The following is a 23,252-nucleotide window of genomic DNA, read 5'->3' as shown; positions in this document are numbered from 1 at the left end:
ATCTGTTAGTTTTTTTCAGCAGCCTGACCACCCGCCGCTTGTTGATAAGCGCGAATAGCCGCAGCAACAAAATATTGATCCTTGATCAGCAAACTTAAGTTCTCGCTATTGAATGGCAGCGGAGCACCATCTGAGCCACCAATGCCAGACCAGCCCTTAATCACGCTCTTAAACGTCTCTTCATGACCACTGAGCAGTTTATAACTGCCATCTCCATCAAGGATGGCCATATCTAAAGTGATTTTCTCTTCAATCACTTCGCCACCATCCACTGGCAACCGAACAACCGCAGGCCACGCTTTTACTAACCGCTCTTTTTGCAAAACGAACATGATTTATTTCTCCATAAACGGGCTTTAAATAGGGTTTGAACGCGCCTTAAGGCGCATTCAATAACTTAACGAGTGGCGAATTTATCGCTATTGCCAAGTGGCATAATGGGGATGCTATACGTCTGCGTGCCGTCTTGATCTGCATAAGTTGGGCGACCAAACTGCACCCGACTTGATGACCACTCGACCTGATCGCCAACCGGGCCGTTTGTGAATACAACCGCATGCTCACTGGCGTTTTTCGCCAAAGCGAACACATCAAGTTCAGCCAGTGTCGGGGCTTCAATCACTAGCGTTCCGGTGGGGGCAAAGTCGGTGATTAATACTTCTTCATGACCGACATACTCTTGATAAACCACGGTATTGGCTTGGTCGTATTCAAGGCTAATCATCTTCACTGCCGCGCCATCAATGGTAAATGCCGAGTTTTCAACACCGATTTTCAGCGGCGTTTGCCACGGCGTAAAATCCGCAGCGGGTAGCGCGGCACTGTTGACCAGTGAGTGCAAGCCAGTGAAAGTAAATTTAATGCCGCCGAAGTTTTTTGCCGCAGCACTTAAAGAGAGCGAACCGCGCGCGCCAACGACACGATGCAATACGCCCGACTGATAGTAATAGAACGTCAATGATCCCGTACTTTCATCATCGATTTGATAGACGGTTTCATCCGCTCCATCGGGATCAACAGTATGCGAAACAACTTTTCGCAAGCATGCCGCCATCAAATCACCCCATGGGGCAGGCGTGGTCGCCGCGCCGCCGCTAGCAAAGTCCACAGTAAATTCCACAGTGACATACAGCTCAGTGACAATTTCACCTGAACGGCCAAGCAAGCCGTCGTCATAATCCAAAGCGGTAGATTCGCCCGCCATTGGGGTGATTGAGAATTCACGCCCTAACAAATACTTAGGCGTTCCAGATTGGATCGCATCTTGCCCGTAAACCGTTTCGGTGGCATAAGCGATCACTTTTTTTCGAGCTTTACGAGCCATAGCGATTCTGATCCTCTGTGTATTCAGTAATAAAATTGTCCACCCACGTTACTTGACCGCGCTGAACATTCATCAAGCGACCACTGCCCAGCCAAAACGGTTCGTGGTCATCATCGGGTGACCATCCAAAAAGACGCTCACGCAACATCTGTCGCACTGGTTTAAAATCGAACTGATCGCTATTGACGACTTTTGCAACAATCACAATGCCTAGCGTTTCAGTTAACGTCTGCAAATAAGGTCCAGACCCGCGCACATCAGCAGATGCCGACTCGCTTTGCTGAACAACAAACAGCGTTACTCCGCGTAAACCACTGCGATTGACATCCAATGTTGATAAATCAGAGATTGCTTTGACGTCAGTCCAAAGCGGCTCTGCAGGAGAGCCAGCCTTAAGCCTTTGAATAACATTGTTAATGTCAATCATAAAAATCCCTTCGACTTATCTCGCGCAAACACGCTGCCAGCACTGTAAAACTCAGCCAGATTAGTGGCGCTTGCATTGGCAGCTTCGGCGGGCATGTCTAAACGAATTTTTCCAGCAGCGATAAGCTTTAGATAATCAATAGACTCTTTATAACGACGCGCTGCTTGGTGAGCGTCATCGAGCACGTCGTCATACAAGTAGTAACGAGCGATATCTGCTGAGATGCGATTCAGGTTTTCAGGCACACTCAACAGCGGCAAACGGATAACACCCGACAAATAGCCGTTGACGGTTGCTGTCGCATCACTGATCGCCTGTTCAAGCACTGGCACAACAATCTCACCAGCGGTGCCGTCTTTGTCTGTGAGCTTCACAATCTCATCATGTTCAAAACGCTTAATCATATCTTCAGCAGTGCAGTACATCGTTACTCTCCGCTTGCCGCGTCAGTCGCTTCTTGCATTGCGCTCCAAGCATCATCTCGCTCTGCACCAGTCACGTTACGACCAAGAATGGTAGACAGCGCTTTAAGCTCTGGCTTGCCTGACTTTGTAAAGTGCGCTTCGTTGCTTGGATCAAGCTGCATGATCGCTTCGGCTATCGACAGAGCGTTACCGTTACTGCCCCCATCCACGGCCCCCGACGCGTGACCACTCGCACTTGCTTGAGATTGCTCAACAATAACCGCCAAGCGAGGATCGGCCTTAAGCTGGGCCAACTGGGCGTCGGTGATATTGGCTTTGTCAAAGCGGTTTTCACCTTCTTGTAAAGCCAGTCCTGCGCGGCGATACCCAGCGTGCGCAGCATTTTTAACGATAATGATTGGATTCGTATCAGACATTGCATTGTCTCTCCTAAGTTTCATCAAACAGGCGCGAACGCCTGTTTATGCTTATGCAGAAAAGCTTATTTCAGCCAAGACACCACAAGCAGCTCTACCGCTTTGTAGTTCGGGTTGTCGCCACCGTTCGCTTTTTTCTCAACTTCAATCAAAGCCCGAGCAGCGGCACGGTTTGATGGGCCAACCACCAAAATGGACGGCTTAATTCCAAGTGGACGACCTTTGTCGGATTTGAATTCCATCATCTTTTGTACAGCAGAATCGAAATTCTCTTCATTCAATGCCGCTTTGGAAGCGAAAGCCTGCTGCCAGAATCCAAAGCCCCATTCACCACGACCATCAACACCGTAGAGGAACTCATCGGTCATATAGACATGGTCAGAGCTAGATGCATCAGTTTTGTTAGTGAGGTTGTAGTCCTTGCGACGCTGAAAGATCAGCGGTTTTAATGGGCGGCTGGTATCGAGCAAGAACCAAGGATTGCTTGCGCCCGATTGCATGTTGGATACAGATTCTTCTTGGCCCTCTTCACCCACAGGGTGGTCTGCATCAAAAAAGTTTTGGCCGTCATAGCATTTAGTGGTAAAGCCCGACGCTAGCAGAGCAAAAGTCATTTCATCCGGATGAGTTTCTGCTGCATAACCCATATCCTGAAACTTCGGCATCATGACGCCGTAGGTGTCATCTTCGACGTAGTCGCGAGGAATGCCTTCTGTGGCTTCAAATTTTTTGTTAGTGAGCGAGTAACCATGCTGCTTCATGCGGTTAACTTGGCGTTCGCCAATCCACTCACGCAGGCGGCTAAAGTCGCCCAGCCAAGCATAAGTTTCTGTTGAAGTGGTTGAAGATACCAACGTCGCCACTTTAGGCCACATTGGCGTATACATGCCACGGCCTTGCTGGAAGTTCGCCTTCACTGCCGTGTACAAAATGGATAGGTTTGCACCTGATGTAATCATTTGTATAGCTCCTACGCTATGTAAACCTGTACTGCTATGGCTTAAGCCACAGCAGGGCTAATCCAGACCAGCTCACCTTCAAGCTGCGTAATAGTGCCCGCGATGGGCCGCGCGTTTGTGTCACTGTCAATCGACACGTTGTACTCATCGGTGAAGTAAGCCTCACTACCAACATGGGCAAACGTAATGTCACCGGAGTTAAGCAACGCAAACTCTTGATGTTCAACTTCAATGATCAGTTCGCCATCTGCGCCCACGTTGTCACGTTCGAAAGTCGATACCCCGACGAATTTTGACGTGCCCGTTGCGTCAGCAAACGGAACGGCCAAGCCGCTAGCAAGAAAAACTGCAACCACGGCACGAATCTTTGTGCTGGCCTTCATTGGGTAGCCGCGCTTAATGCCAGCGCGACGAGCTAAAACAGAACTCATGATCGCTTATCCTTCTTTCTTTGCGGCGAGGTACTGCGCTTGGGTCAAGCCCGTTGCTGTTAGCACTGCCAATTCAGTTTCAGATAGCGCGTCAGTTGACTCTTTTTTGTCTTCTGGCGGCTGCTTATTTTTGGTTTGCGTTGCAGTCAGCGCAGCAATGGCAGGGCGTTTTTCCAGCATTGCAGAGAGCGCCGCAACACCTTGTTGCTGACCGAACTGTGTTAAGTAGTCGGTTTCCGCTTCAATTACCTTGCCTTCGGCTTTAGCATTGGCAATCACTTTCTCAAGCGACATTTCCGACGAACTAGCAGAAAGCACAGCCACTTGACCGACCAACGCGTTGTAAGCTTCGATGGGCACAAACTTGGCAAAATCAACACCAGCATCTTTTGCTGACAGCTCTGCAACTTGTGTTTGCAGCGTGTCTGCGCTTTCCGCTTTTGCTTTGAGCGCATCGAGCGCAGAGAGCGCAGCGGTTTGCTGCTCCTGCGTTAGCTCGCCATTTTCCGGCACATCAATGCCGACTTTAGCGAGTAAGTCTTTTAGTAACTTATTCACGAGGGAGTCCTCCGTTTGTCCATGCAGATTGATGGAACCGTTTGGGTGGTAAAAACTAAGGTTGAATTCCGCGGCCAGCTCGGCAATAGGCTCAAGGCCGACAAGACCGGGGTCGTTAGTGATCGCAGCCATTCGCAACAGCAAGGGGCGACCATCTTTGTCGTAAGGAAAGACAGCGGAAAGATAGGCGTACTCTTTAGCATCAATCAGGCTTTGCGCGCGCTGAGTCCACAGTGGACGAATATACAAACCTTTCCCTTCACGCCATTCAATATCGCTACTGGATAACCAAGCCGCCGCAGGAGCAGGCGTTCCAGTTTCTTTTGCGCGTAGTGTGGCGTGCTCATAATCCACAAGAACGCGATCAGAAGTTTGTTTAGTCGCAGCAATCAGCGCGGCTGCTGAATCAGCATCCAAATGCCAATGACCGTCAGCCGTGTCGTGCGGACGACCATCACGTGCTTTGAACTTGCCAGCGGGCAGCAGTTGATACCAACCATCTTCCGCTTCAAGGTTTGCCGTTAACGAGGCAAACCCTGCGAACCCTGCGAAAGCAGAGGCACTTAAGGCAGCTTGACTGATAGCGGTTGCGATAAAGGTTTTGTTCATGCCACTGTCCGGTTAGAAAACTGAGATAACAGTGACCATTTTGGATTTTGGGCAGAGAAATCCAAATTAAGACGAATTAATGATTTTTATTGGAACGGATGAGAAAATAAGAAAGAGAGGGGAAGTGCACCACACAACCCCGTTTAAACACCGTTTAAATCGCTCCACATGCGTTTAAACTTTTTTAGTCGCCAGATTGTGAGGATTTGCATTGTATCGCGCTTAATGGCGATTTTAGAGCGTTTTTTATAATTGCATTAAATAATCAGAGAGAGCCGACAGAATTCCCTCTTCATCACTCTTGCTCACGCCAAGAAATGGACGAGCCGGTATCTCTTTATTAGGGATCATACTTCTTGGAGACGTAGTGCCACCAAAGTGATGCATTGCTGCATAGGGTTCATTGGAACCAAACTCAAGACTTTTGGCTGAAGCATTATAGTTAAGCTTTCTTAAATTAGCATTGAACGTCAAAATTAAGTTTGAGTTCCTTGGTTTCATCGCCTGAGTGGTTTCTGACAGAGCCAGCCAAGGTGTACCGTCAGGAGCCGTTTGGCTAGTAAAACGCTCATCATGACTTAACAGCAACAGCTCGCCGATGCTAGCCATGGCTGGCGTGAGATCATTACTACGAGCAATCAGATCGCTAAGCGAATCCCGAACCTCTTTTAAACCATCCAGCTCAACTCTAATTCTTGCTGTCATTTCAAACACCTAATGCTGCTTTAAGCGCTGAGCGCTCACTTGGTAGTAACGATGTGTCAGAGAGCACGTATCTCGCCAACAACTGCGCAAACTCCATCTCATCCATTGATCGAATCGAACGACGAAAGAACACTTGACGACCCAGTTGAACTAGCCAGCTTTCTAGCAACGAGCGAGAAACACCTTGGCCGCTACTGGCGACAAGTAAGATATGACTCCACTCCTTCGATGTCGCTGCGACAGCATCTTGCACGGCATCCAAAGCAATAGCACTACCAAGATAATCTTTGATATCACTCATAACGCCAGACGACAAACCTGCACGATCACTCGGCTTAATGATCACCGTTTTAATCTGCTGTTGCTGTATAAAGCTTCTGAGTGGAGATACATCAACTTTGGCCGCAGAATCGAGTGCTAAACTCAGCGACTTTGCACTCACATCACTCACAGTCGAATAAGCACTGTCAACCACTCTTGGCGTTAATCGTTCGGCGATAGGCGGTTTAGACTTAACCGCTTGCTCTATTTTTCTTCGCAACTGAACAGGCGTTCTAGGCGTGTAATCGAAACCGGGATCAACGCCTACAGGCAGTTGATGACTCTCGCCTGTTTTTTTATCTGTCCAGTTGTAAGTATTAACCGCAGGCGACGGACTAACTTCGAGTCCAAGACGTTCTAAGTCAGACTCTGATAGCGTGAACTTTTTACAGTTACAACCGTAGCCGTTCGGCGGCGTATGAGCCTCCCAAAACGGGTCATCAACCGGAAGCACGAGATTATTCCATGCCAAGTGCTGATGACGCGGGTTTTCTGAACCTGAGTGCTTGTATATCGCGTATGGACGAAGTTTTTTTATCGCATCAATTTGCATTTCACGCCCTGCGGCATACGAGCTGCGGACGTTGGTGCCGTAAATCACTTCCGCGCGCCAGTTTTTTGTGCCATTAAACTCCCAGCCGCGCTGCTCGACAATTTGATCAAACTGCTTTTTAAACCAGTTAAGCCCTTTACCTTCACTGATTGCCGTATCTATCGCACTACGAAAGTCAGCAAGCAAATCTTCTTTCATTGCGCCAGCAACCATAAACCCACTGTTATGAGACTCTTTCCAAAGGCCATCCCATGTCTTAGTTGGCACATTGGTCTTTTGGCGCAAAAAGGCGACTTGTTCTTTAAAAGGTAATTTGCCGTATTTCGCTGCAACCATTACGCCCCCTTAGCGTCGTCCATGCCTGCCAACGTTGCCGCCGCCATTGCCATAGCAATCGTCTCTGCCATATCATCAATGCTAATGCTACCTTCCAACGCTAGAATGTCGTCTCTCAGTTGCTCTAGCGATTGAGCGCTCTTAACTAGCTCGCGAACAGGCTCAACCATCATCGACATTAACCCCGCGCTTTCTTCCCCAAACCGCTCAAGCTGAGTATCAACAATAGAGCTCGCGGGGACGGCTTTATCACGCGGAGCTTGAGCGCTCAGCGCAGCAAGATCGGCAAATGGCGAGGGCGTTGTCTTGGGTTGCAATACAGCTTGGTCATTTTTCGCCATTGGGATCTGAGTTTTATCATGCAGCCACTGAACAGGGATTTGCATCCCTAAGCCGACTAGACCAGGAAGAGATTCAGACAGCGCTTTAATGTCTTCAGCTTCCGCAATTTCAAACTCAAATCGCGGGTGACGGCGCGGGTGCTGATAGCTTTTACCGTTCAGTGCATAGAGCGGATACACGACATCGCGCGTTAGCGTTTGAGCTAATCGCTTTAAATCAAAGTCGCGTATCTCGGTTCGCACTTCGTTATGCACGTTGCCGAGCGCATTGGTACTGGTTTTTCCATCAGCTTGGCTAGTTAGCGTGCCGCCTAGAATCGCTTTTGATTGCGACTTTTCACACCATTCAATCATTGCCATAAATGGGTCGGACTGGCCTTCGGCGGCATTCTGAAAATCAATGTCCATGCCTTTCGGAATAATACCGCCAGCGTTATGGCCGATACTCATAACGGCGCGCATCAGCGTGGCTTTTTCGCGACTGGTGGCCCCTTCAGGGTAGCGACCAAGGCGGATTGGCAAGCCGTAAATCTCTAAGAACTCAGCGAGATCGCGCACACTGTAGTTTTTAAAAAGGAAAGGCCACGCAAGTACACGGACTAAGCCGCGACGTGACAAGTAGCCCGACTTAGCTTTAGCGGTGTGGCTTATCCAGCCGAACGGCTGCAAAGCAAGTCCCTCATACGAGCCATCAATTAAACGCAACTCGTTGCGTCTATCGGGGTGAGTCTTAAACCAAGAGGGATCGCGATGATGAACATTTTCGATGTAGTGAGTACCCAGTTGATAATCCCACTCGATTTCGAGGTTTGAGAAACTTTTAAGCGTGGCATCACTTAAATCAAAGATGGCATCATCAAGCCACGTTGCATCCTCAAGTAACTCTTGTACCATTTCTGTATCGCGCTGCTCTGCGGCAGTGGCGTTGCGGGGTGGCTTAATGTTCCACTCCACGCTCTGTAGCGCCATGCGACGCTTGCCGATTTCACTTTGGATATGTGCATCTTTCTCTTCCATATCTTCGGCGAGTTCGCACTGAGCCTTTAAGTCACCTTGTTCGGCATCACGCATTAGCGTAGCCAAACGGCCCGGCGTTAAACCAGACGACGGGTGATCGGCATACAAACGATGCAACTGACCAAGGCGCGCATCCGCTTCTGTTTGCGGCTCATCAAATACGCCCGACTCAATCGGACGTCCCCAAATATCTACAATGGTCGAAAGTTTTTTAGTCATACATCACCATGCTCCACGGTCAAAACTGTGGTAATCATCATCGTCTTCATCTGATTCAATTTTGGAGGGCAGCGGTGTGAACTCAATCGCGCTACCTTCCATCCAACTTGCGCGAATAGCCATAGCTAGACCCACAGCAATATCACCGTGGCGCTTGTCACCCTTTTTGCCATCGGTGTCTTTAGTGCGCCCCTTGTCAACTTGAGGGATGCCATTCACGACTTTAATGCTGCTTAAGTCATCCAAAACGGATTGATGTCGGGGTAACGTGAGGTTGAAATCATCAAATTCAGCTTTGAGCTTTGGCATCCACTCTGCGTACCATTTCTGGCTTAGGTCTACTCGATCAACGACCTCGGTGCCGTACTTTAATGCCGCCGCCTCAGCCAAGTAACCACCGTTACCCGTTGCATCGAAAGCTGAGGCTCGGAATCTTGGCAAGCGACTCATGATGTACTCCATCACCTGTCTCTGAACTTCGTATGGAGCGTTTTTAATTTCCAAAATAAACGGCACACGCTTACGTAAGTTTTTCGTCACCTCAAGCGGCACAAAGACCGTCAAGTCGCCACGGCGCGCAAAGTCTTCGCCGAAATAGTGGACATGGTCAGGGCTGAGCATATCGAGCAACGGCTTTAGCGTCTGTTCACAGAACTGAGTCGTTTCCAGCGTTCTTCGCTCTGGCGTCCACTCCAGCCAATCGTCGCTACAAGTGAGACGGACAATTGGCAATGAGCGATCTGCAATCATTGCTTGCTCAATAGAGATCCGCGATAAATAAGTGCCGCCAGATTTCTTAGGAACGCAGCCATATTCCTCATCAGCAGATTCTTTATTAGGCGCGTTCTTGTACAAGTCGTCACGCCATTTTTGCTCTGCCTGTTTGCTGTATGGCTGGTCAGTCACAAAGCAGATGCGTTTATATAAGCCGTCAGCAATTGCATCATCTAAGGTGATGCGATGTATCGAGTAGTCTTTCTTGCCTTCTCTTGCTTCCTGAATGAGCAAGTTGAATAGATTGTCTACACCATTGTGAGTGGAGATCAGCCGTACACGCGCGCCCCACATAGTGAGTGCCAGCGCTGCTTTTAGTAGCTCTTCTAGGCTCTCATGAAATGCGGCCTCATCGATGACCACATCACCCTGTAAACCACGCAAGTTAGAGGGGCGAGAACTCAGCGCTTGGATCTTAAACCTGCTATTCGGGAAGCGGATCATATAAGTCAGAATTTCTTCGTTCTTTTCGCTATCCCAGAAGGTTTGCTCATACACGTCAGCCTGTGCAAGCTGATTAAATGCACGCGCAAACAAAGCACATGCGGCGATGTATTCCAGCGCCATTTCTTGCTTTGACCCAACATAAAAGACGTTACGGCCACCACGGCGCTTTGGTTTAGATGCGGTCAGCACATTTCGCCCAGCTTCAGCCCAAGTCAGACCTGTACGACGACTTTTCTCGGCGAACATGATCTGGCTTTCATCTTCAAACCAACGCTGTTGATATGGTAAAAAAACAGGCTCTTTGTCTGGAACCTGAAACTCTTCTGCTGTCGGCACGTCCACACCAAGACTCGCCATCTCCTCCGCGAGATCAATTTTTCTTGGTGCTGTCAGCGCTTTGAGTGTGGGTTGCTTTTTTGTCATCATGCTTTACCTAACAAGATGCCACGAATGCGATCTTCAAGCTGCTCGCTCATTCCATCAACCCCACGCAATTCATCAGAGACAGCATCTGCCGCCTCAGCTGCATAAGCGGCACGGATTTCTTTCTCGCGCTTCATGCTAGACATGGCGGCGGTTTCGATACGCTGCACGACTAGCGCGAGCTGTCCGAGTGCCTTCGGTGAAATCACTTCGCCTTCTTCACCTTCGGACTGCTCCATCATTTTCATGGAAGTATCAAACGCCATCGTTCTAACGAACTCTTGCAGCAGCTTACCGACATCACTGGTGGGCGCTTCACCGAGCTTGGAAACCCAGACCTCAGCGACTTCGCGAGACTGGCGCAAGCGCTGGCCTAAATCTTCCATCCGCTTGGCGTAGCGGTTAAACCCTGTGCGACTCAGCTTTGCATCATCAGGCAGTCCGGCCTCATCAATCATTTGATTGACCGCTTCAAGAATGTCTTTCTGCGTCATGTTGCCGCTGCGGATAAAGATATTCAGGGTATTTCGAATCTCTTCCGGCAGCAGTTCAACCTTGCTTTTGCGGTTACTGGCGACTTGCATGATTACCCCTTAAGCGCGTGGACGCTTCACACCAGGAACAACAGCTTGACCTGTTGCGACATCTTCACCGCGTCCAGTTAAGCGCGCCACTTGGCAGCTTGCTACTTCACGCAGAGATACCAAACCATTCTCTTGCAGCCAGAAAAGATGCGTACGAACGGCGTCACGGCTGATGTTATGGCCGTAAGCATCGAGACACGAATCAATAATTGACTCATTCGCTTCATAGCCATGCATCTCATGCAGAGAGCGCAAAATAACAAGGCGCTGGTCTTGCGTTAACAGCTCTTTAAATGACATGTAAACCTCTATTTATCATCTTTTAAACGTTGTTCTAAAAGGAGCCTTGCTAAGTGCTCGACGGGCTGGATCTGAGCGCGAAGCTCTTTCATCTCACCGCGCGTGTTGGCTAACTCAACAAGCAGCTCGGTCACTTTTTCTTGGGTCGGCATGCTATCGACTTGCGCTTTCAGATCGTCCACTTTCTTCTCCACGCTCGCTAAGTCTTCTCGCTTGGCGTAGGTTTTAGAAAGTAACGCCAAGCCGATCATGACTAAGGTGGTAATGACCGTCCACGCGATAGAAAAGTATTTAAGAAACCATTCCACTGGCGGACTCCTTCCTAGTCTGACAACTGACGCAACGAACAGCGGTGGGCTGGGCCTCTAATCGCTCTGGGGGTATTTCAACGCCGCAACTTAAGCAGTATCGATTACCCTCATCATCTTCATCGGGTTGCTCCATCGGCTTTGCTAACTGCGCAGCTAAGGCGCGATCACGAAACTCTTGCTCTACTTCTTGGGCTTTATCGAATTGGCAGGTCATGATTTTTTTAGTCGCCCCTTGATCAAGTTTCCAATCACACCCGTGGCGACGCCAGTCGCAACCTCTTTCAGTGCCCCTGTTGCTTTATCACCGCTCGATTTGGAGTAAGGTGCAAAGCCATCAATCGTGCGTAAGCCAAAGTACGCAAACGCATAGCTCCACAGCGTGAGCAGTAGAAAAATATCAGTCCCTGAACCGATACCTTGAGATAAAGCAATTTCCGCGATCAGCGCGTAAAGATAACCAGCCCAGAAGCTAATCCAGCTCTGAGCTGGACGTAGACGACGAATCTTTTCATCCAGCGCTTTATCGCCTTCTCGAATTGTCTTTTGCGTTTGCTCATGTGCAGCTTGCTTATCTTGCAAGCTAAGCTCTTGACGGCGTGTAACTTCTTGCTCTAGTTGTAGCTGAATTTTTTCAAGCTCAATGAGCTGATCGGGGCTCAGCATAGAAAGCTTTTCGTGCACGTAATCTAAGCGAGCAAATTCACGCTCTGGCGGGAACGCAGACTCGGCAGCTTCAACGATGCCAGCTAATTGCTCGGCCGTTTTACTCTCACCAAACAAAGAAGAGAGGCCACGAATAGCCGAGGGGCCAACGCTCAGCGCTAACGCTGCGATGGCTGAGATTGAAAGTGACATTGTTTAAATCTCCGAATTTTTGAAAGAAGATCAGCACCAGATTCAGGCTTATCAATGCCTAGGTGCAATCGAACCTCGCATGCTGTGACACTATTCCAACCTTTATTGAAAAAGCTTTGTAGCGTGGCATCGTGCGAGAAAAATGGCGCTTGGAAAGGAACGACTGAAGAAAGCCCGCTGGTTTCATAGCTTTCTTTTTCAGCAGCAAGGCGCATCTCGCGCCCTTTTTGGTGTGAATAATCCCAATTACGACCCATAGCGTTTAGGCCCGCTTAATGACTAGGCGGGCTTTCTCTCCGCCCAAATAAGCCATGAACTTATCAAACGCGTCTCTTGAGTTATGAACAGCCCACTCGTCATCAAGGACGCCAAACGTTAATCCTGGGGCGACACAACCTTCTAATTGAGAGGCTTTATTGGCAACATGAAACAGAATATGAGTGCGAAGTGAAGGGCCATAGATGGTAACGCCTAGCTCTGGTGCGACAAGCGCATAGCAAGATCCAAACTTAGGGCTGGTGTGAGGAACAAGGTCATAAATGCCTTCTGGCACGCATGAAATGCTGGCTTGGTTATTCTTCCACGCTCGCTCTACAGTGACCAGAAAAGGATTACCATTTTCATCACACAGGCGAGAGTAAGTACCGTGAGGGAAGTAATTTCGATGTAGAGTGAGAGTTTTCATAGCACAACCAGTTTCAATAATTCATCTTAATTGAACTGATTGTGCTTTTTGTGGTGGGAGAGGATAAATTAAGATGAATTAGAAAAGCTTTGGCTGTCTCTTGTCGTGTTCAGCTTTGCGCATTTGCTTGAGCACATGATAAACGTGAAACACAGAAACGCTGTATTTTCTTGCTAACTCTTCGACATTGTTGCCTTTGAAATCGTGCCAAATTTGAATCTTTTTTAGCTCTGAGTCAAGCTTACGACCTTTAGGAACGTAAACCGGAAAGCCGCCAAAGTGCTTGCAAAAGGAAGAGAGCAAGCGCAGCGCAGACTCTTGATCAAGCTCTTGCTTAAATAGCGCGTAGATTTGACGCAACGCATCAGGGCTTTTTACATCATCTTCAATCACGCTTTCAACGTCATTTAAATCAACATTATCAAAGCCAAATAAATCTAAGTTATCGTCGTGTTCTTTCATCATCCCCTCCGAATACAAAAAACACCTCGCAAGCGAAGTGTTAAGAGTATAAATCAGAGGTAAGCGCTGAGGCATGTTAACGCCAAAAATACAAAAGCCCTCATTTCTGAGGGCTTAGGGCAGAGAAGCTCTGCAACAGGAGTCTTCACATTAGCAATGTCTGCGCGACAATACAATGACGCTGCTCACATTTTCGCCTTATTTGTATCTCACAACACCATCCGCCGAAACACATTCAAATCGTTCTTGAATGTAAGCACCAAAACCATTTTTGGCCCTTACCTCAATCTGAACCTTTTTTTCGTTATATACATTGGGCCTGTTTTTTTTGTTACTGTCCCTCAAATATTGATTTTTTATGAGGTATGCCGTTTCGGGATCGTTAAGCCTCTTTTTGACTTCGTTGAAACAAGCTCTTTCAGAACTTGAATCAAAGACGCCTCTTATAGAATCTTTCTTGTACTCTGGGGCTGAAATCCAAGCTCCAGAAAACATAACTATGAGCGCGACAGCAATCAAAGCATAAACTTTGCTATTCATTTCAATTCACCATTAAAAAAACTTGCGAGAAACAAAGTTCATTGTTTCTCTAGTGTGATCAGCTGTATCAATTAGCGCCTTGCCTATTTGTGCGATTTGAACGATAGCGACACCAGAGAAAACTAGCGTGATTGAAGGCCACGCAAAATCTACCCCCTTCATCGCTAATATCGCGATTCCACCTAACACAGAAATCCATCCTAAGAATGAAAAAATAAAAGTCATGTCACGGCCAAGAGCATAGCGGGTTTTGAATGCCAATGGCTTTAGGCTGGCAGGCTTAAAGCCTTCTGGAACTGGATGTTCGTACTCGCCATAGATAAAGTCCACACCTAATGACTGACCACTTACCTGAGTCGTGAATTGATTTCCACCCCTAACGCAGACTAGCGTTGCATTGCCATTGTCTTTTAGTAGCTTTGACACCTTCCAGCCTTCCGAAACTTCTTTTCCGTCAGCAGTCAATATGATGTCATTTTCTTTTAGTCCAGCGGCCTCGGCTGCGGAATCAGCGTCTATTTTCTTAATGAGTATTGCCATTTTTAATCTTTCCTATTAATTCGACATAATATGCAGCCAATTTATCATAACCCGCTGGGCCTGTGCATTGATCATTCGACGGAATGCGACCACCCGCTGCAAGTATCGCGTCTTTCATTAACCGGTAGTGCCAACGCTTGAGCGCCTCTAACACGTAGTAGGCTTGGTCTGAGTTGAGCCACGAAAGCTGCTCAACGCCAAGCCCATTAATTTTACTAGTCATGCGCTTTACATAAGCATCAAGCGCTTGGTCGCTGCCGTTGCGGAGAAAGCCTTGCTTGTTCATGGTTATCCAGATAGCGCGAATTTTCTCGGCTTCTGAGGCGCGAACACGGCGAGGCTTTGGCTTTTGGTTGACTTTGCTAATGGGCACAAAGCCCATTTGCTTCATGCGATCAACGATTTTGCTCAGCTTGAAATCATTCAGGCCGCGCGAACTGCGCTGGCCTGTGATGTCTTGAAGCAAGTTGCGGTAGGTTTCATCGCTCATTTGCAATTCACGCTTACCGATTTGAACGAGCTTAAGAAGTTTGGACATAGGTTAACCCTCTAGTTTTGCTTCTCTGATTGCTTCTCTTCTCCCTTTGCGCCAATAGCGCATAGCCATTCTTCTTTTGTTTGACGGCATTGTAGCCATTACGTTCTTGACCATTTTTTTCGTTAAAGGATGCTCAAGAGAACCATAACCATCATTTTGAAAATCGTCAGCATGGTAATTCACCCAGACCTTTACGTTGCATTGTGGGCATGGCATATATCCACCGTTGTCCAAATATGCACCTCCATCATCAAAACCACCGCTATCCAAGTCCCAAAGATAGCCATCAACACAACAAGAATCAGGATAATGGGCACCAAACTCATAACCGTTATAATCGCACATATAACCCCCTAAGCCGACTTGCGGCTTTGTTTATAATCTAACTGACACGCTTTGCACCATGTTTGCAGGCCGTCTGGCTCACGTGATGACGGCGACCAAAAGAGCGTATCTTGCGGCCAGAACTCATCACAACAGGGGCAGCGCTTTTGCAAGCCGAGTTCGGGATCAATAAACGCTTTGCCTGTTAACAGGCGGCGCTTTAATAACCCTGCTTTCATTAGCGGCGTGTATTCACCGAACATAATAAAAACTCCCTTGGCTGCTCATCAGTGCCTAGCAACCACGCTAGGCAGACAAGCAAGGCGAACCTTGCTTGTTTCGCTTCATCACTCTTCGTTCTTAAGAAAGTAGGCATCGATGAGCTCTAGACTTTCCAGCTTCTTGTACTGACGACAAAGTACCGAGGCTTTAGAGAAGTGCGGGACGTAGTAAATCTTCTTGTCATCTAAATCCGGATACGCTTTTTTTACTGCTCGCTTGCCATAAGCCTTGATTATCTTGGCCTTCGTTGATGGCGAATAAATTGACTTGCTTTTTTGGCACCAAACATCGGTAAGAACCTCTGGCGCTTTATCGCTAACGTGATTCTCAGCAGAAAAAGAAATCCATTCACTCTTGATGACACCATCGATATAAACCTGCAAACAGGTCTTTGACTCAGACTCATTAACACGGTGAACGCTAATCTCGTGGCCCTTATAGCCGAATTTAACGCCAACCCATCCGCTAGCCATTTCCTCTTCAATTTTTTGCCATAACTCTTTGCTGATTTGCTTACTCATTCTTCCCATTCCTTTTCATTACTGGTTATTTCGATTCGTTTCACTCGCGGGGTTGGTGTGTTTCGCCAATCGCCACAGTGTTCATCGGCCCACGCTTCGGCTTGTTCTTGCGTACACTTCGCGCAAAGGTGGGCCATGATGTAAGCGATAAGTGGGTTAACTCGCTTCGCCATGTTGTTCACTCATCAAAGCTTCGTACTCTTCACGGACGTTAGAACCTTCATGGCACATCACGAACTTAAGCGCAGCGATGTAGCCATCTTCAAACGTGCTATCAGGGAAAGCTGTACCATCGTGCTCTATTAGCGTCTCAGCCATTTCGATTTCACGCTCTAATGCGCGGTAGCTGTGGGGCGTAGTAAACGAGCGTTGTAACTCATGCATGACGGGCCTCCTTGTAACGTTTAATGCAATACTCTGAGCGGCTATTCGCCCAGTTTGCGTTTAAGTCTTTACGTGCTTGAAAATAAGCATTCATCCAAAGCGCAGCGGCAGCTTTCCAGCGGTTATTTCGCTCGGCCTCTGCTGCGGCTTCAGCGGCTTCTTTATAGTCAGCGTTTTCAGTCATCGTTTTGCTCACTTCGTTTGTCATACACCGTGACGATGTGTTTGTTCTTAACGAGAAAGTAGGCGCTATCACATTCCAAAATTCTTTTGGGTTGCCAGCCTATTTCCCGACGCATGATTCTTCGCAGTTGGTTTTTGGTTGGGCGGCGCGCCTTAAGCACCGCCCCAATCAATTCCCACACGCTGCGCCCAGTCCTTTGCTGCCAGCGATGCTGTGCATGCAAAGTCACTTTGAGTTTTCCGTAACGCGTTGGTACTTCCATGGCCCACCTCGTTACAGCTTGGCGATATCGAGAGGAATATTGAGGTACTTATCTTCCCCGTTACGCTCTTTGAAATTTAGATAGGTTTTTGAGCCAACGACCTGAATAGAATCACCGATAGCCTCCATCGCCCGAATCCAGCGTTCGTCATCAGACAAGGTTTTATACTTGCTTCTAAATCTGAGGATTTTGCTAACGCTAATCGAGCCTTCTTTATCGGTCTCAAACGCCTCATCGATAAACGGCTTCACCTCACGCCTTGAATCCCTAACCCATTCAGTTGCTACTTCTTTCAATAGCAGCTCTGCAACCTTAAGCTCTGGGCCAAGAACGATACGATCTTGAACGCAAATACGAATCTGCTTTTTCCCATCGAATGAGGTAAAGGAAACGCCGCCTTTGCTTCCGCCAATTTTGGTGTCATATTTTTCAGCAATCAGCTCCATGAAGGCATAACAGTCTGCATAAACTTCTTTTTTGAATTCGCGCATCATGGCTTGGATTTCCAGCGCTTTGCTGATGTGCTTCATCACAAATGCATCCATCTCGATGTCATAAGCGTCGATATTACTTTCTTGAACCAATCGGCCTTTGCGGTCTAGCTTCCAGCCTTCTGGAATTTGGGTTTGGTTAGTGGACTGCATTGTTAGATCCTTTTGTTTTGTAAAAGCCAAGGGCGGCTGAATGAACGGAACGAGGTAACGCTTCCGCGATGTACTGGGCCAAGTCATTGAGCGTCGATGATTGGCCGTTTTGACACTGGCATTGGAATTCAAGTTTTCCGTTCCCAGCGTCTTTGATAGTGATGATCACTTTCGCTTTCTTCATGCTGTCTTCCCCTCAAGCCAGCGTACTAAGCAGCCAGAGAAGCGAGCGACATAAGCTTTGCTTAACTGGCCGTTGCGGCGCTCCATGACTTCAATCGCTTTTTCAGCGAGGGCTGAATAAGGGCTGTCTATCTCAATCACTGGTATTGCTGGCGCAGTATTGGTGCGCAGCACTAAGCAGTGGTGATGGTTTAAGCGGCCAACAGCGACCATCATTTGGGCGTGTTTATTCATGGTTACAACCTCATGCCAAGGGCTAGCGCCCAGTTAGAGTCCATTTGATCGGGCTTGCGTAAACCGACCAACACTTCGCCTGCGCGTTGCTGTGCTTTTTTACGCGCCCCTGTTTCTTTCCTTACTTTGGGGTACGACTTGCGAGGCCCTGCGGCTATCGCTTCTTCGAGCGTCAAACCGCTGTGTATGCGGTGAAAAAGCGTGTTGTAATTAATGCCAACGAGTTTGCTGATTGACTTTAAACCGCGTACGCCTTGGTACTCGTACTTAAATCCGCTCATGACTGACTCCTTTCGTGTGCGCGGCAAGCCGCTATTTTCTGGTTAAGCAATTGGCTTTCTTGCTCCGAAAGCCCACGTTCTTGAGCGGCTTTGAGTAATCCAACAACTTGTTCAAAGTCTGCTCGATAAGCTTGGTTAAGAGGGAGAGTGTTCATTTCACACCTCACTCATTCGCGTCTAATTCAGCAAACGCTTTGCGTAAAAGCGCTTCTGTGATCGTTTTGCCTTGTGCGTACATTGCTGACAGCTTTAGGGTTTTGGTTAGCAAACGCAGGCCACCGGGGCGCTCACTGATTTGCAGCATTAAACCCATTTCTTTTTCAGTCATGATTTGCCATGCGTTAGCGATAGAACGCACATCCGCTTGGCGGGTTTTGTGCAAGCCACGCTTTTTGGCGATACGAGAGAAAAGACGAGCGAAATCTTCATTACGACGGCCACCCGTAAGTTGTGTGTAGACCTTGTTGTTACCAACGAACGCCATGCCTATTCCGGTTTCTTCTTGTAATATCCGCAGCTCTTCTAGCGTGGGATAGTCAAGGTGATCGGCTTCATCAATAATCACTAAGCCTTCGCTTTTATCTAAACGCTGACGAATAACGCGAGATAGCGGGCCTTTGCGGCGCGGTGCATCATCTAAACCCAGTTCGAGCGCAATCTCATACAAGCACTCGGTTAGGCTGGAACGACTTGGGCTGGCCGTTATCATCCAGACGTTATTGTTGCGGCGCTTGTATTCGCGCAACGTCTCTGACTTACCGACACCTGACGCACCAAAGATAACCACGATAGATTCAGTGACTTGTGCATAAGTGAGATCAGACGTGATTAACTTCGCGGTCTCTGTCATTACAAAGCCGGGGTTCACGTTCGGCGTAGCGATACGCTCTTGACGTAGGTTCAGCCACTTCTCAAGCTTATTGATGATCGCAATGGGGTCAGCCGCATATTTACCTTTGAGAACTTGGCTTAAGGCGGCGGGTGATAAGCTGATCTCTTTAGCCAACTGCGCAGCGGTAATAACTTTAGATTCCAGCACTGAGTTAATTTGAGCTAATACATCCGTTTGCTTTGCTTCTGCTCGTGATAGAGCGACGACGTTTTCCATGTTTAGTCCTCTTTTAAAAAGGGTTTAAAGGCGGTTTTTCTTGCGCTGTTCCATCAGCGAGGCAACGCTGGCTTGGTAAGCGGCTTCTAAATCATCTTCGGCTTCTGAGCTTTCCATTGGCCTTGCAGCGGCGGCGGTGTTACCAATGGCAATGGGACGCCACGCTTCGACCACTTTGGTCTCAGGGATAAACTCATCTTCAAGCGGCTTCATCATTGCTGCGGTTTCAAGGGCATTCATGCTAACTTGCGCCTCTGCTGCCGCTTTATGTGCTTTGGTGAATTGTGTACGCTTGCGCTTATGCTCACGAGCGGCTTGCGTGTCGCCGAACCCGACTTTCTCTTGACACTCAGCGGTGCCGAGGTGAATGCCGTTTAGTGTGTAAATCTCCACTGATTCATGCAGCTTGAGTGGGTCAAAACGCGCGACCAGTTTTTGTCCGATGTAGTTCATCATCACATCACTGAAGTAGCGGTTTTTACGGCCTTGTAAGCTGCCGCCAGCATCAAGCGTGATGGTGCCGTGGCGTGAGACGCGACACGCTTCTGCTTGCAGCATCATCATTTGCAGTTGCTCTTTTGTTGCTTTGCGAATTGGCGCGTTGGCATAACTGGCGTTAAACGCTTCATCAAAACTCATAAAGCCTCGGCACACTTCGGTATTGCGATTGGCTTTGGCGTTATACATTTCGACGCCTTTCGCTATCGCTTGCAGAAAGTCCTCAACTGGGACGGCTCTCTCTCCATAGTTGTCGGGCTTTGCCATTGGGTTTGGGCCTGTATAAGCGCCGCGACACAATGGATGCTTGTCGATGTATTCTTCTAAGCCGCCAACACCAAAAGCGCGCTCGATGGGCTTAGCTTGCCCGTGGCCTTTGCCAAGAATGACGCTTGACCAGTGCAGCTTGATGCCAAGCATCGGGATGATGCCAAGTGGATCATCGGGCTTCACTTTGAAGCGGTAACGATTTGGCACGCCACCCGTCATCCACTTGTTTGCTGCGGCGCGAGTGTTATCGAGCGTGATCTCTTTCGGATGTCCGTATTTTTCGCACACGTCCATGAGTGACAAACGTATGCTGTCGGTGTTTTCACTAATGTCGCAGCGCCACCCGACAATTTTTCGGCTGTAAACGTCTTGCCAAAACCATGTTTTAGGGCGAATAACTTCGCCGTTGAACCAACGAACAAACACGTTGTGTTGATAGCCGTCACCGTTAATCCACTCAAGGGCATGCAAACCTTCTACTGTCCGCTCTTGCGGCGGGAACATTTGGTGCAGGGCGTGCTCACCTTCACGCAATAGGATGCGCTGCTGGACGGGCACTTCATGCTCTAATCGTCTGCTTAAACTTTTCAGGCTCGGTACAGTCCAGCCGTGCTGCGTGGCAGCGTCTTTAAGACGTTCGTAACTGACTGACATGGCGGGTTGTTCTAGACTTAGGTAGTCCGACTTGAAGAACTCCCACGCCGCTGGCGTGATAAAAGCAAACTGATTCGATTTTTTGATTTGCGCGACTTCAAAGTGCTTGGGCAATAAAGCAGGAGCCCAGTCACACTCTTCAATCCCTTTCACTTTTGCGCAGTGACGACGCAGGGTAGAAAGAGGAATGCCATACTCATTGCATACTGAGTGGTAAGCCTCCATTCTGCTGACGCCATTAACGCGCAAGGCAAGCACAGCTTGAACAACACGCAATGCCTGACGCGCTTTAGCTTTTGCGCCGTTATTGGTTTTGTTCCACTTTGCCCACAGTGCTTCGCGGCAATAGCTAGGCTTGTGTTGCTCTTTTTTCGGTAGCTCAATGGTTTGATCGCCAACCTTTACCTTGCCTTCTTTTTTATAGAGGGCGGCTTGGGTTACGGTGGGCAGCAAGCTAATGTGGTATTCAGTTGCTTTACTGCCTTGACGCTTGCGAGCTTTTTCTGGTTGCTCGCTGGCGAGTTTTTTCAATAGCTCTCGAATATTTCTATCGGAACTTGGGACGCCGTTAACGCCTACTAATTCACGTGCAATTAGCCACATAATTATGACCTCTTAGCTTGCGTTTCTGAGTGAGCGGTAGCGACTAGGCCACAACTGTTCAGGGGTCATATCAATCGCATCAGCAATGATTTTTTCACCCTTCGGCCATGGCGAGCGCAGCGCATTAGCCAGCGTGTTTTCGCCAAGCCCTGCGTCCCTTGATAATTGACGAACGGACAATCCGCGCTTTTTAAGAGCAGCGACGATGTCGGCTCGGTGCCAATCACTTCCATCTTTTCCAAAATTCTGCGAGACTGTTTGATTATTCACTTTGGTTACTCCTTAGCGTTGCTCCGCTTAGTAACTATATATTTGATCAAACGGATGAATCGGTCAATAGAAACGGATGAATTATTTTTACCATCATCCGTTTGTCTTTTGATTTAAATTAGGCGAAAGCATGAATAAGAACATTGAAAACAAAGGGTTAAGCGAAAAGGATGCAGTAAACAACGAAACGGATAAGTCATCCGTTTGTGAGCTAGATCAACGGATGTTATGGTTTACTGCATCCGAGGTGGCTGGACACGGAAAATTCCCATCATCCGATAGATGGACGCGCGACCATTTGAAGGATTTAGCGGTAGGGAAAGAGCACCTATGCAGAAAGAGAAGAGGAACGAAAGCCCTTGAGTACCATATAAGCCTGCTACCAGAAGAGACGCAGCGCAGCCTAGTGGGAAGCAGCACTAACGAGATTCAAGAGCCTGCGAAGCCACTGATAAACTATGAACTGTACAAGGACTTCACTGAAGAGTTTGCATTGATACCCGGCTATAGAATTCAGGTATCTGCGGGATATGGTTCACTGAACCCAGACGAATTAAAGCCGACTCGTTTTTTAGCATTTAGACGTAAGTGGCTGACATACCGAGGATTCAGCGAGAAGGACTTAGCGATAGTATGGGCGAAAGGCGACAGCATGGAGCCAACCATACACAACAACGACACCCTGGTTGTTCACATGGGACGGAACAAGCCGCAGGATGGACACATCTACATATTCAGGAATGGCGAGGAGCTGTTTGTTAAGCGCTATCAAAGCATGCTTGGAACATGGCGACTAATCAGCGATAATGGTTTCTATAGCGCTTTAGACATTCCAAAGCATGAACAGCATCAATTTGAAGTAGTAGGCCAAGTGGTTCACATCGCCAAAGATATCGGCGACTAAATTTAAACGTTTAAACGAGGTTTAAAGCCAACTTGCCAAAGCAAGCCAAGTGCTCACTTTAGTAGTCTAAAAGCCATGATTTAAAGAGGATTGCTCATTTTACACATTATCTTGTTCAAAAAGAAAAGGGCGCTAAGTACGCCCTTGGTTTATTCCATAAGATCCCGAATTTGGCCTAACAACTCAGCTCGTCGATATTCAATTTCGCCTAGCTCTTGAAACAACGCAGCAAGCTCGCCACCGGGGACTACCGATTTCACTGTTGCGCTAAGCGAACCAGCAGCATCCATAATGCCATCCTTTTCCTTTAAAACCTTCTCATACCTCGCCACGGCAGTTCTACTGGTCTTTATGCCCATTTCTTGAAGCCATTCGGCTATATCACTACTTCTACCATAGGCGTATTGTCTGATACGATTATCAAGCTGCTCTCGCTGCTCACTGGATAAAGATAAAACGAAATTTTTCGCGCCAGCCATAGTTACATCCTCCGTTCGTTTTATCTCACTATATCCCACATTGGCCGATATTAAAACTCCCATTTGA

General features: G+C 48.1%; 40 protein-coding genes and 1 other RNA gene. 1 reads left to right on the top strand and 40 read right to left on the bottom strand.

The annotated features are described in order from the left end of the window. Window positions 1–5: 5 nt before the first annotated feature. The 39 genes from BSR11_RS05745 to BSR11_RS05565 form a co-directional block, all read right to left on the bottom strand. Complete coding sequence (locus BSR11_RS05745; RefSeq protein WP_072669502.1) at window positions 6–332, bottom strand: hypothetical protein; 327 nt, start codon at window positions 330–332, stop codon at window positions 6–8. 65 nt (window positions 333–397) lie between these two features. Next, window positions 398–1,324 carry a phage tail tube protein gene (locus BSR11_RS05740; RefSeq protein WP_072669501.1) on the bottom strand — a complete coding sequence of 309 codons (927 nt, stop codon included), beginning with the start codon at window positions 1,322–1,324 and terminating at the stop codon, window positions 398–400. Then, window positions 1,314–1,751: a phage tail terminator protein gene (locus BSR11_RS05735; RefSeq protein ID WP_072669500.1), complete on the bottom strand. Its 438-nt coding sequence runs from the start codon at window positions 1,749–1,751 to the stop codon at window positions 1,314–1,316. Before BSR11_RS05735 ends, BSR11_RS05740 begins: the two co-directional genes overlap by 11 nt. After that, window positions 1,748–2,176, bottom strand: coding sequence for a gp436 family protein (locus tag BSR11_RS05730; protein ID WP_072669499.1), 429 nt, complete (start codon window positions 2,174–2,176; stop codon window positions 1,748–1,750). Before BSR11_RS05730 ends, BSR11_RS05735 begins: the two co-directional genes overlap by 4 nt. A 2-nt stretch (window positions 2,177–2,178) precedes the next feature. Next, window positions 2,179–2,592, bottom strand: coding sequence for an HI1506-related protein (locus BSR11_RS05725; protein WP_072669498.1), 414 nt, complete (start codon window positions 2,590–2,592; stop codon window positions 2,179–2,181). Window positions 2,593–2,657: 65 nt separating this feature from the next. Continuing rightward, window positions 2,658–3,551 carry a Mu-like prophage major head subunit gpT family protein gene (locus BSR11_RS05720; protein WP_072669497.1) on the bottom strand — a complete coding sequence of 298 codons (894 nt, stop codon included), beginning with the start codon at window positions 3,549–3,551 and terminating at the stop codon, window positions 2,658–2,660. Window positions 3,552–3,592: 41 nt separating this feature from the next. Continuing rightward, window positions 3,593–3,982: a hypothetical protein gene (locus BSR11_RS05715; protein WP_072669496.1), complete on the bottom strand. Its 390-nt coding sequence runs from the start codon at window positions 3,980–3,982 to the stop codon at window positions 3,593–3,595. Between the two features lie 6 nt (window positions 3,983–3,988). Beyond that, on the bottom strand, window positions 3,989–5,149 hold the full coding sequence (locus BSR11_RS05710) for a phage protease (RefSeq protein WP_083544876.1): 1,161 nt from the start codon (window positions 5,147–5,149) through the stop codon (window positions 3,989–3,991). A gap of 246 nt (window positions 5,150–5,395) precedes the next feature. Beyond that, window positions 5,396–5,854, bottom strand: coding sequence for a phage virion morphogenesis protein (locus BSR11_RS05705; RefSeq protein ID WP_072669495.1), 459 nt, complete (start codon window positions 5,852–5,854; stop codon window positions 5,396–5,398). Between the two features lies 1 nt (window position 5,855). Continuing rightward, a complete protein-coding gene (locus BSR11_RS05700) occupies window positions 5,856–7,064 on the bottom strand; it encodes a phage head morphogenesis protein (RefSeq protein WP_072669494.1) in 1,209 nt (402 codons plus the stop codon). Beyond that, window positions 7,064–8,641 carry a DUF935 domain-containing protein gene (locus BSR11_RS05695; RefSeq protein ID WP_072669493.1) on the bottom strand — a complete coding sequence of 526 codons (1,578 nt, stop codon included), beginning with the start codon at window positions 8,639–8,641 and terminating at the stop codon, window positions 7,064–7,066. Before BSR11_RS05695 ends, BSR11_RS05700 begins: the two co-directional genes overlap by 1 nt. Before the next feature lie 3 nt (window positions 8,642–8,644). Then, window positions 8,645–10,288 (bottom strand): hypothetical protein, encoded by a 1,644-nt coding sequence (locus BSR11_RS05690; protein ID WP_208604772.1) that lies wholly within the window; start codon window positions 10,286–10,288, stop codon window positions 8,645–8,647. After that, window positions 10,285–10,869 (bottom strand): DUF3486 family protein, encoded by a 585-nt coding sequence (locus BSR11_RS05685; RefSeq protein WP_072669491.1) that lies wholly within the window; start codon window positions 10,867–10,869, stop codon window positions 10,285–10,287. Before BSR11_RS05685 ends, BSR11_RS05690 begins: the two co-directional genes overlap by 4 nt. A gap of 9 nt (window positions 10,870–10,878) precedes the next feature. Then, window positions 10,879–11,169 (bottom strand): VpaChn25_0724 family phage protein, encoded by a 291-nt coding sequence (locus tag BSR11_RS05680; protein ID WP_072669490.1) that lies wholly within the window; start codon window positions 11,167–11,169, stop codon window positions 10,879–10,881. Window positions 11,170–11,177: 8 nt separating this feature from the next. Next, entirely contained in the window at window positions 11,178–11,477 is a 300-nt protein-coding gene (locus BSR11_RS05675) for a DUF2730 family protein (protein ID WP_072669489.1), read from the bottom strand. Next, the gene (locus BSR11_RS05670) at window positions 11,461–11,694 is read right to left on the bottom strand and encodes a TraR/DksA family transcriptional regulator (RefSeq protein ID WP_072669488.1); all 234 of its coding nucleotides are present in this window, start codon (window positions 11,692–11,694) and stop codon (window positions 11,461–11,463) included. Before BSR11_RS05670 ends, BSR11_RS05675 begins: the two co-directional genes overlap by 17 nt. After that, a complete protein-coding gene (locus tag BSR11_RS05665; RefSeq protein ID WP_072669487.1) occupies window positions 11,691–12,335 on the bottom strand; it encodes a hypothetical protein in 645 nt (214 codons plus the stop codon). The genes BSR11_RS05670 and BSR11_RS05665 overlap by 4 nt, the downstream gene beginning before the upstream one ends. Beyond that, window positions 12,302–12,592: a hypothetical protein gene (locus BSR11_RS05660; RefSeq protein ID WP_072669486.1), complete on the bottom strand. Its 291-nt coding sequence runs from the start codon at window positions 12,590–12,592 to the stop codon at window positions 12,302–12,304. Before BSR11_RS05660 ends, BSR11_RS05665 begins: the two co-directional genes overlap by 34 nt. A gap of 5 nt (window positions 12,593–12,597) precedes the next feature. Next, window positions 12,598–13,020 carry a DUF5675 family protein gene (locus BSR11_RS05655; protein WP_072669485.1) on the bottom strand — a complete coding sequence of 141 codons (423 nt, stop codon included), beginning with the start codon at window positions 13,018–13,020 and terminating at the stop codon, window positions 12,598–12,600. A gap of 78 nt (window positions 13,021–13,098) precedes the next feature. Next, window positions 13,099–13,485: a Mor transcription activator family protein gene (locus BSR11_RS05650; RefSeq protein ID WP_072669484.1), complete on the bottom strand. Its 387-nt coding sequence runs from the start codon at window positions 13,483–13,485 to the stop codon at window positions 13,099–13,101. Window positions 13,486–13,680: 195 nt separating this feature from the next. After that, window positions 13,681–14,022 carry a hypothetical protein gene (locus tag BSR11_RS05645; protein ID WP_072669483.1) on the bottom strand — a complete coding sequence of 114 codons (342 nt, stop codon included), beginning with the start codon at window positions 14,020–14,022 and terminating at the stop codon, window positions 13,681–13,683. Window positions 14,023–14,034: 12 nt separating this feature from the next. Beyond that, window positions 14,035–14,562 carry a PDZ domain-containing protein gene (locus tag BSR11_RS05640; protein WP_072669482.1) on the bottom strand — a complete coding sequence of 176 codons (528 nt, stop codon included), beginning with the start codon at window positions 14,560–14,562 and terminating at the stop codon, window positions 14,035–14,037. Next, a complete protein-coding gene (locus BSR11_RS05635; protein WP_072669481.1) occupies window positions 14,546–15,100 on the bottom strand; it encodes a gp16 family protein in 555 nt (184 codons plus the stop codon). Before BSR11_RS05635 ends, BSR11_RS05640 begins: the two co-directional genes overlap by 17 nt. Window positions 15,101–15,103: 3 nt before the next feature. Continuing rightward, complete coding sequence (locus BSR11_RS05630; protein WP_072669480.1) at window positions 15,104–15,445, bottom strand: hypothetical protein; 342 nt, start codon at window positions 15,443–15,445, stop codon at window positions 15,104–15,106. Window positions 15,446–15,453: 8 nt separating this feature from the next. After that, complete coding sequence (locus tag BSR11_RS05625; RefSeq protein ID WP_072669479.1) at window positions 15,454–15,687, bottom strand: hypothetical protein; 234 nt, start codon at window positions 15,685–15,687, stop codon at window positions 15,454–15,456. A gap of 11 nt (window positions 15,688–15,698) precedes the next feature. Beyond that, an RNA gene (locus BSR11_RS05620) (hammerhead ribozyme type II) lies at window positions 15,699–15,769 on the bottom strand. 2 nt (window positions 15,770–15,771) lie between these two features. Continuing rightward, window positions 15,772–16,227, bottom strand: coding sequence for a hypothetical protein (locus BSR11_RS05615; protein ID WP_139299809.1), 456 nt, complete (start codon window positions 16,225–16,227; stop codon window positions 15,772–15,774). After that, window positions 16,224–16,400 carry a hypothetical protein gene (locus tag BSR11_RS17265; protein ID WP_167363648.1) on the bottom strand — a complete coding sequence of 59 codons (177 nt, stop codon included), beginning with the start codon at window positions 16,398–16,400 and terminating at the stop codon, window positions 16,224–16,226. The genes BSR11_RS05615 and BSR11_RS17265 overlap by 4 nt, the downstream gene beginning before the upstream one ends. Then, window positions 16,384–16,611 carry a hypothetical protein gene (locus BSR11_RS05610; protein ID WP_072669477.1) on the bottom strand — a complete coding sequence of 76 codons (228 nt, stop codon included), beginning with the start codon at window positions 16,609–16,611 and terminating at the stop codon, window positions 16,384–16,386. Before BSR11_RS05610 ends, BSR11_RS17265 begins: the two co-directional genes overlap by 17 nt. Then, entirely contained in the window at window positions 16,604–16,795 is a 192-nt protein-coding gene (locus tag BSR11_RS05605; protein WP_072669476.1) for an ANR family transcriptional regulator, read from the bottom strand. The genes BSR11_RS05610 and BSR11_RS05605 overlap by 8 nt, the downstream gene beginning before the upstream one ends. Further along, window positions 16,788–17,057: a hypothetical protein gene (locus BSR11_RS05600; RefSeq protein ID WP_072669475.1), complete on the bottom strand. Its 270-nt coding sequence runs from the start codon at window positions 17,055–17,057 to the stop codon at window positions 16,788–16,790. The genes BSR11_RS05605 and BSR11_RS05600 overlap by 8 nt, the downstream gene beginning before the upstream one ends. An 11-nt stretch (window positions 17,058–17,068) precedes the next feature. Further along, the gene (locus BSR11_RS05595) at window positions 17,069–17,701 is read right to left on the bottom strand and encodes a DUF3164 family protein (protein WP_072669474.1); all 633 of its coding nucleotides are present in this window, start codon (window positions 17,699–17,701) and stop codon (window positions 17,069–17,071) included. After that, window positions 17,688–17,885 (bottom strand): hypothetical protein, encoded by a 198-nt coding sequence (locus BSR11_RS05590; protein WP_072669473.1) that lies wholly within the window; start codon window positions 17,883–17,885, stop codon window positions 17,688–17,690. Before BSR11_RS05590 ends, BSR11_RS05595 begins: the two co-directional genes overlap by 14 nt. Continuing rightward, window positions 17,882–18,118, bottom strand: coding sequence for a Kil protein family (locus BSR11_RS05585; protein WP_072669472.1), 237 nt, complete (start codon window positions 18,116–18,118; stop codon window positions 17,882–17,884). Before BSR11_RS05585 ends, BSR11_RS05590 begins: the two co-directional genes overlap by 4 nt. 2 nt (window positions 18,119–18,120) lie before the next feature. Continuing rightward, the gene (locus BSR11_RS05580; RefSeq protein ID WP_072669471.1) at window positions 18,121–18,399 is read right to left on the bottom strand and encodes a hypothetical protein; all 279 of its coding nucleotides are present in this window, start codon (window positions 18,397–18,399) and stop codon (window positions 18,121–18,123) included. Next, window positions 18,396–18,554: a hypothetical protein gene (locus BSR11_RS17260; protein ID WP_167363647.1), complete on the bottom strand. Its 159-nt coding sequence runs from the start codon at window positions 18,552–18,554 to the stop codon at window positions 18,396–18,398. The genes BSR11_RS05580 and BSR11_RS17260 overlap by 4 nt, the downstream gene beginning before the upstream one ends. An 8-nt stretch (window positions 18,555–18,562) precedes the next feature. Next, the gene (locus tag BSR11_RS05575) at window positions 18,563–19,507 is read right to left on the bottom strand and encodes an AAA family ATPase (protein WP_072669470.1); all 945 of its coding nucleotides are present in this window, start codon (window positions 19,505–19,507) and stop codon (window positions 18,563–18,565) included. A gap of 24 nt (window positions 19,508–19,531) precedes the next feature. Then, window positions 19,532–21,532, bottom strand: a complete 2,001-nt coding sequence (locus tag BSR11_RS05570) for a transposase domain-containing protein (RefSeq protein ID WP_072669469.1) — start codon at window positions 21,530–21,532, stop codon at window positions 19,532–19,534. A gap of 12 nt (window positions 21,533–21,544) precedes the next feature. Then, window positions 21,545–21,802 carry a helix-turn-helix domain-containing protein gene (locus tag BSR11_RS05565; protein WP_072669468.1) on the bottom strand — a complete coding sequence of 86 codons (258 nt, stop codon included), beginning with the start codon at window positions 21,800–21,802 and terminating at the stop codon, window positions 21,545–21,547. A 130-nt stretch (window positions 21,803–21,932) separates the two neighbouring features. On the opposite strand from BSR11_RS05565, the gene BSR11_RS17450 reads away from it, so the two are divergent. Next, entirely contained in the window at window positions 21,933–22,706 is a 774-nt protein-coding gene (locus tag BSR11_RS17450; protein ID WP_240004044.1) for a S24 family peptidase, read from the top strand. Window positions 22,707–22,855: 149 nt separating this feature from the next. Here the strand turns inward: BSR11_RS17450 and BSR11_RS05555 are convergent, their stop codons facing one another. Further along, a complete protein-coding gene (locus BSR11_RS05555) occupies window positions 22,856–23,185 on the bottom strand; it encodes a hypothetical protein (RefSeq protein ID WP_072670037.1) in 330 nt (109 codons plus the stop codon). Window positions 23,186–23,252: the final 67 nt, after the last annotated feature.

Origin of the sequence: Vibrio injensis (assembly GCF_001895205.1) — a bacterium.
Taxonomy (GTDB): domain Bacteria; phylum Pseudomonadota; class Gammaproteobacteria; order Enterobacterales; family Vibrionaceae; genus Vibrio; species Vibrio injensis.
Note: the sequence above shows the minus strand (reverse complement) of the source record. Positions and strands in the feature narration are given on the sequence as shown.

Coding starts and splice junctions, on each gene's coding strand:
- BSR11_RS05745 (WP_072669502.1), bottom strand. CDS start 332: ATGTTCGTTTTGCAAAAAGAGCGGTTAGTAAAAGCGTGGCCTGCGGTT.
- BSR11_RS05740 (WP_072669501.1), bottom strand. CDS start 1,324: ATGGCTCGTAAAGCTCGAAAAAAAGTGATCGCTTATGCCACCGAAACG.
- BSR11_RS05735 (WP_072669500.1), bottom strand. CDS start 1,751: ATGATTGACATTAACAATGTTATTCAAAGGCTTAAGGCTGGCTCTCCT.
- BSR11_RS05730 (WP_072669499.1), bottom strand. CDS start 2,176: ATGTACTGCACTGCTGAAGATATGATTAAGCGTTTTGAACATGATGAG.
- BSR11_RS05725 (WP_072669498.1), bottom strand. CDS start 2,592: ATGTCTGATACGAATCCAATCATTATCGTTAAAAATGCTGCGCACGCT.
- BSR11_RS05720 (WP_072669497.1), bottom strand. CDS start 3,551: ATGATTACATCAGGTGCAAACCTATCCATTTTGTACACGGCAGTGAAG.
- BSR11_RS05715 (WP_072669496.1), bottom strand. CDS start 3,982: ATGAGTTCTGTTTTAGCTCGTCGCGCTGGCATTAAGCGCGGCTACCCA.
- BSR11_RS05710 (WP_083544876.1), bottom strand. CDS start 5,149: ATGAACAAAACCTTTATCGCAACCGCTATCAGTCAAGCTGCCTTAAGT.
- BSR11_RS05705 (WP_072669495.1), bottom strand. CDS start 5,854: ATGACAGCAAGAATTAGAGTTGAGCTGGATGGTTTAAAAGAGGTTCGG.
- BSR11_RS05700 (WP_072669494.1), bottom strand. CDS start 7,064: ATGGTTGCAGCGAAATACGGCAAATTACCTTTTAAAGAACAAGTCGCC.
- BSR11_RS05695 (WP_072669493.1), bottom strand. CDS start 8,641: ATGACTAAAAAACTTTCGACCATTGTAGATATTTGGGGACGTCCGATT.
- BSR11_RS05690 (WP_208604772.1), bottom strand. CDS start 10,288: ATGATGACAAAAAAGCAACCCACACTCAAAGCGCTGACAGCACCAAGA.
- BSR11_RS05685 (WP_072669491.1), bottom strand. CDS start 10,869: ATGCAAGTCGCCAGTAACCGCAAAAGCAAGGTTGAACTGCTGCCGGAA.
- BSR11_RS05680 (WP_072669490.1), bottom strand. CDS start 11,169: ATGTCATTTAAAGAGCTGTTAACGCAAGACCAGCGCCTTGTTATTTTG.
- BSR11_RS05670 (WP_072669488.1), bottom strand. CDS start 11,694: ATGACCTGCCAATTCGATAAAGCCCAAGAAGTAGAGCAAGAGTTTCGT.
- BSR11_RS05665 (WP_072669487.1), bottom strand. CDS start 12,335: ATGTCACTTTCAATCTCAGCCATCGCAGCGTTAGCGCTGAGCGTTGGC.
- BSR11_RS05660 (WP_072669486.1), bottom strand. CDS start 12,592: ATGGGTCGTAATTGGGATTATTCACACCAAAAAGGGCGCGAGATGCGC.
- BSR11_RS05655 (WP_072669485.1), bottom strand. CDS start 13,020: ATGAAAACTCTCACTCTACATCGAAATTACTTCCCTCACGGTACTTAC.
- BSR11_RS05650 (WP_072669484.1), bottom strand. CDS start 13,485: ATGATGAAAGAACACGACGATAACTTAGATTTATTTGGCTTTGATAAT.
- BSR11_RS05645 (WP_072669483.1), bottom strand. CDS start 14,022: ATGAATAGCAAAGTTTATGCTTTGATTGCTGTCGCGCTCATAGTTATG.
- BSR11_RS05640 (WP_072669482.1), bottom strand. CDS start 14,562: ATGGCAATACTCATTAAGAAAATAGACGCTGATTCCGCAGCCGAGGCC.
- BSR11_RS05635 (WP_072669481.1), bottom strand. CDS start 15,100: ATGTCCAAACTTCTTAAGCTCGTTCAAATCGGTAAGCGTGAATTGCAA.
- BSR11_RS05630 (WP_072669480.1), bottom strand. CDS start 15,445: ATGTGCGATTATAACGGTTATGAGTTTGGTGCCCATTATCCTGATTCT.
- BSR11_RS05625 (WP_072669479.1), bottom strand. CDS start 15,687: ATGTTCGGTGAATACACGCCGCTAATGAAAGCAGGGTTATTAAAGCGC.
- BSR11_RS05615 (WP_139299809.1), bottom strand. CDS start 16,227: ATGAGTAAGCAAATCAGCAAAGAGTTATGGCAAAAAATTGAAGAGGAA.
- BSR11_RS17265 (WP_167363648.1), bottom strand. CDS start 16,400: ATGGCGAAGCGAGTTAACCCACTTATCGCTTACATCATGGCCCACCTT.
- BSR11_RS05610 (WP_072669477.1), bottom strand. CDS start 16,611: ATGCATGAGTTACAACGCTCGTTTACTACGCCCCACAGCTACCGCGCA.
- BSR11_RS05605 (WP_072669476.1), bottom strand. CDS start 16,795: ATGACTGAAAACGCTGACTATAAAGAAGCCGCTGAAGCCGCAGCAGAG.
- BSR11_RS05600 (WP_072669475.1), bottom strand. CDS start 17,057: ATGGAAGTACCAACGCGTTACGGAAAACTCAAAGTGACTTTGCATGCA.
- BSR11_RS05595 (WP_072669474.1), bottom strand. CDS start 17,701: ATGCAGTCCACTAACCAAACCCAAATTCCAGAAGGCTGGAAGCTAGAC.
- BSR11_RS05590 (WP_072669473.1), bottom strand. CDS start 17,885: ATGAAGAAAGCGAAAGTGATCATCACTATCAAAGACGCTGGGAACGGA.
- BSR11_RS05585 (WP_072669472.1), bottom strand. CDS start 18,118: ATGAATAAACACGCCCAAATGATGGTCGCTGTTGGCCGCTTAAACCAT.
- BSR11_RS05580 (WP_072669471.1), bottom strand. CDS start 18,399: ATGAGCGGATTTAAGTACGAGTACCAAGGCGTACGCGGTTTAAAGTCA.
- BSR11_RS17260 (WP_167363647.1), bottom strand. CDS start 18,554: ATGAACACTCTCCCTCTTAACCAAGCTTATCGAGCAGACTTTGAACAA.
- BSR11_RS05575 (WP_072669470.1), bottom strand. CDS start 19,507: ATGGAAAACGTCGTCGCTCTATCACGAGCAGAAGCAAAGCAAACGGAT.
- BSR11_RS05570 (WP_072669469.1), bottom strand. CDS start 21,532: ATGTGGCTAATTGCACGTGAATTAGTAGGCGTTAACGGCGTCCCAAGT.
- BSR11_RS17450 (WP_240004044.1), top strand. CDS start 21,933: ATGAATAAGAACATTGAAAACAAAGGGTTAAGCGAAAAGGATGCAGTA.
- BSR11_RS05555 (WP_072670037.1), bottom strand. CDS start 23,185: ATGGCTGGCGCGAAAAATTTCGTTTTATCTTTATCCAGTGAGCAGCGA.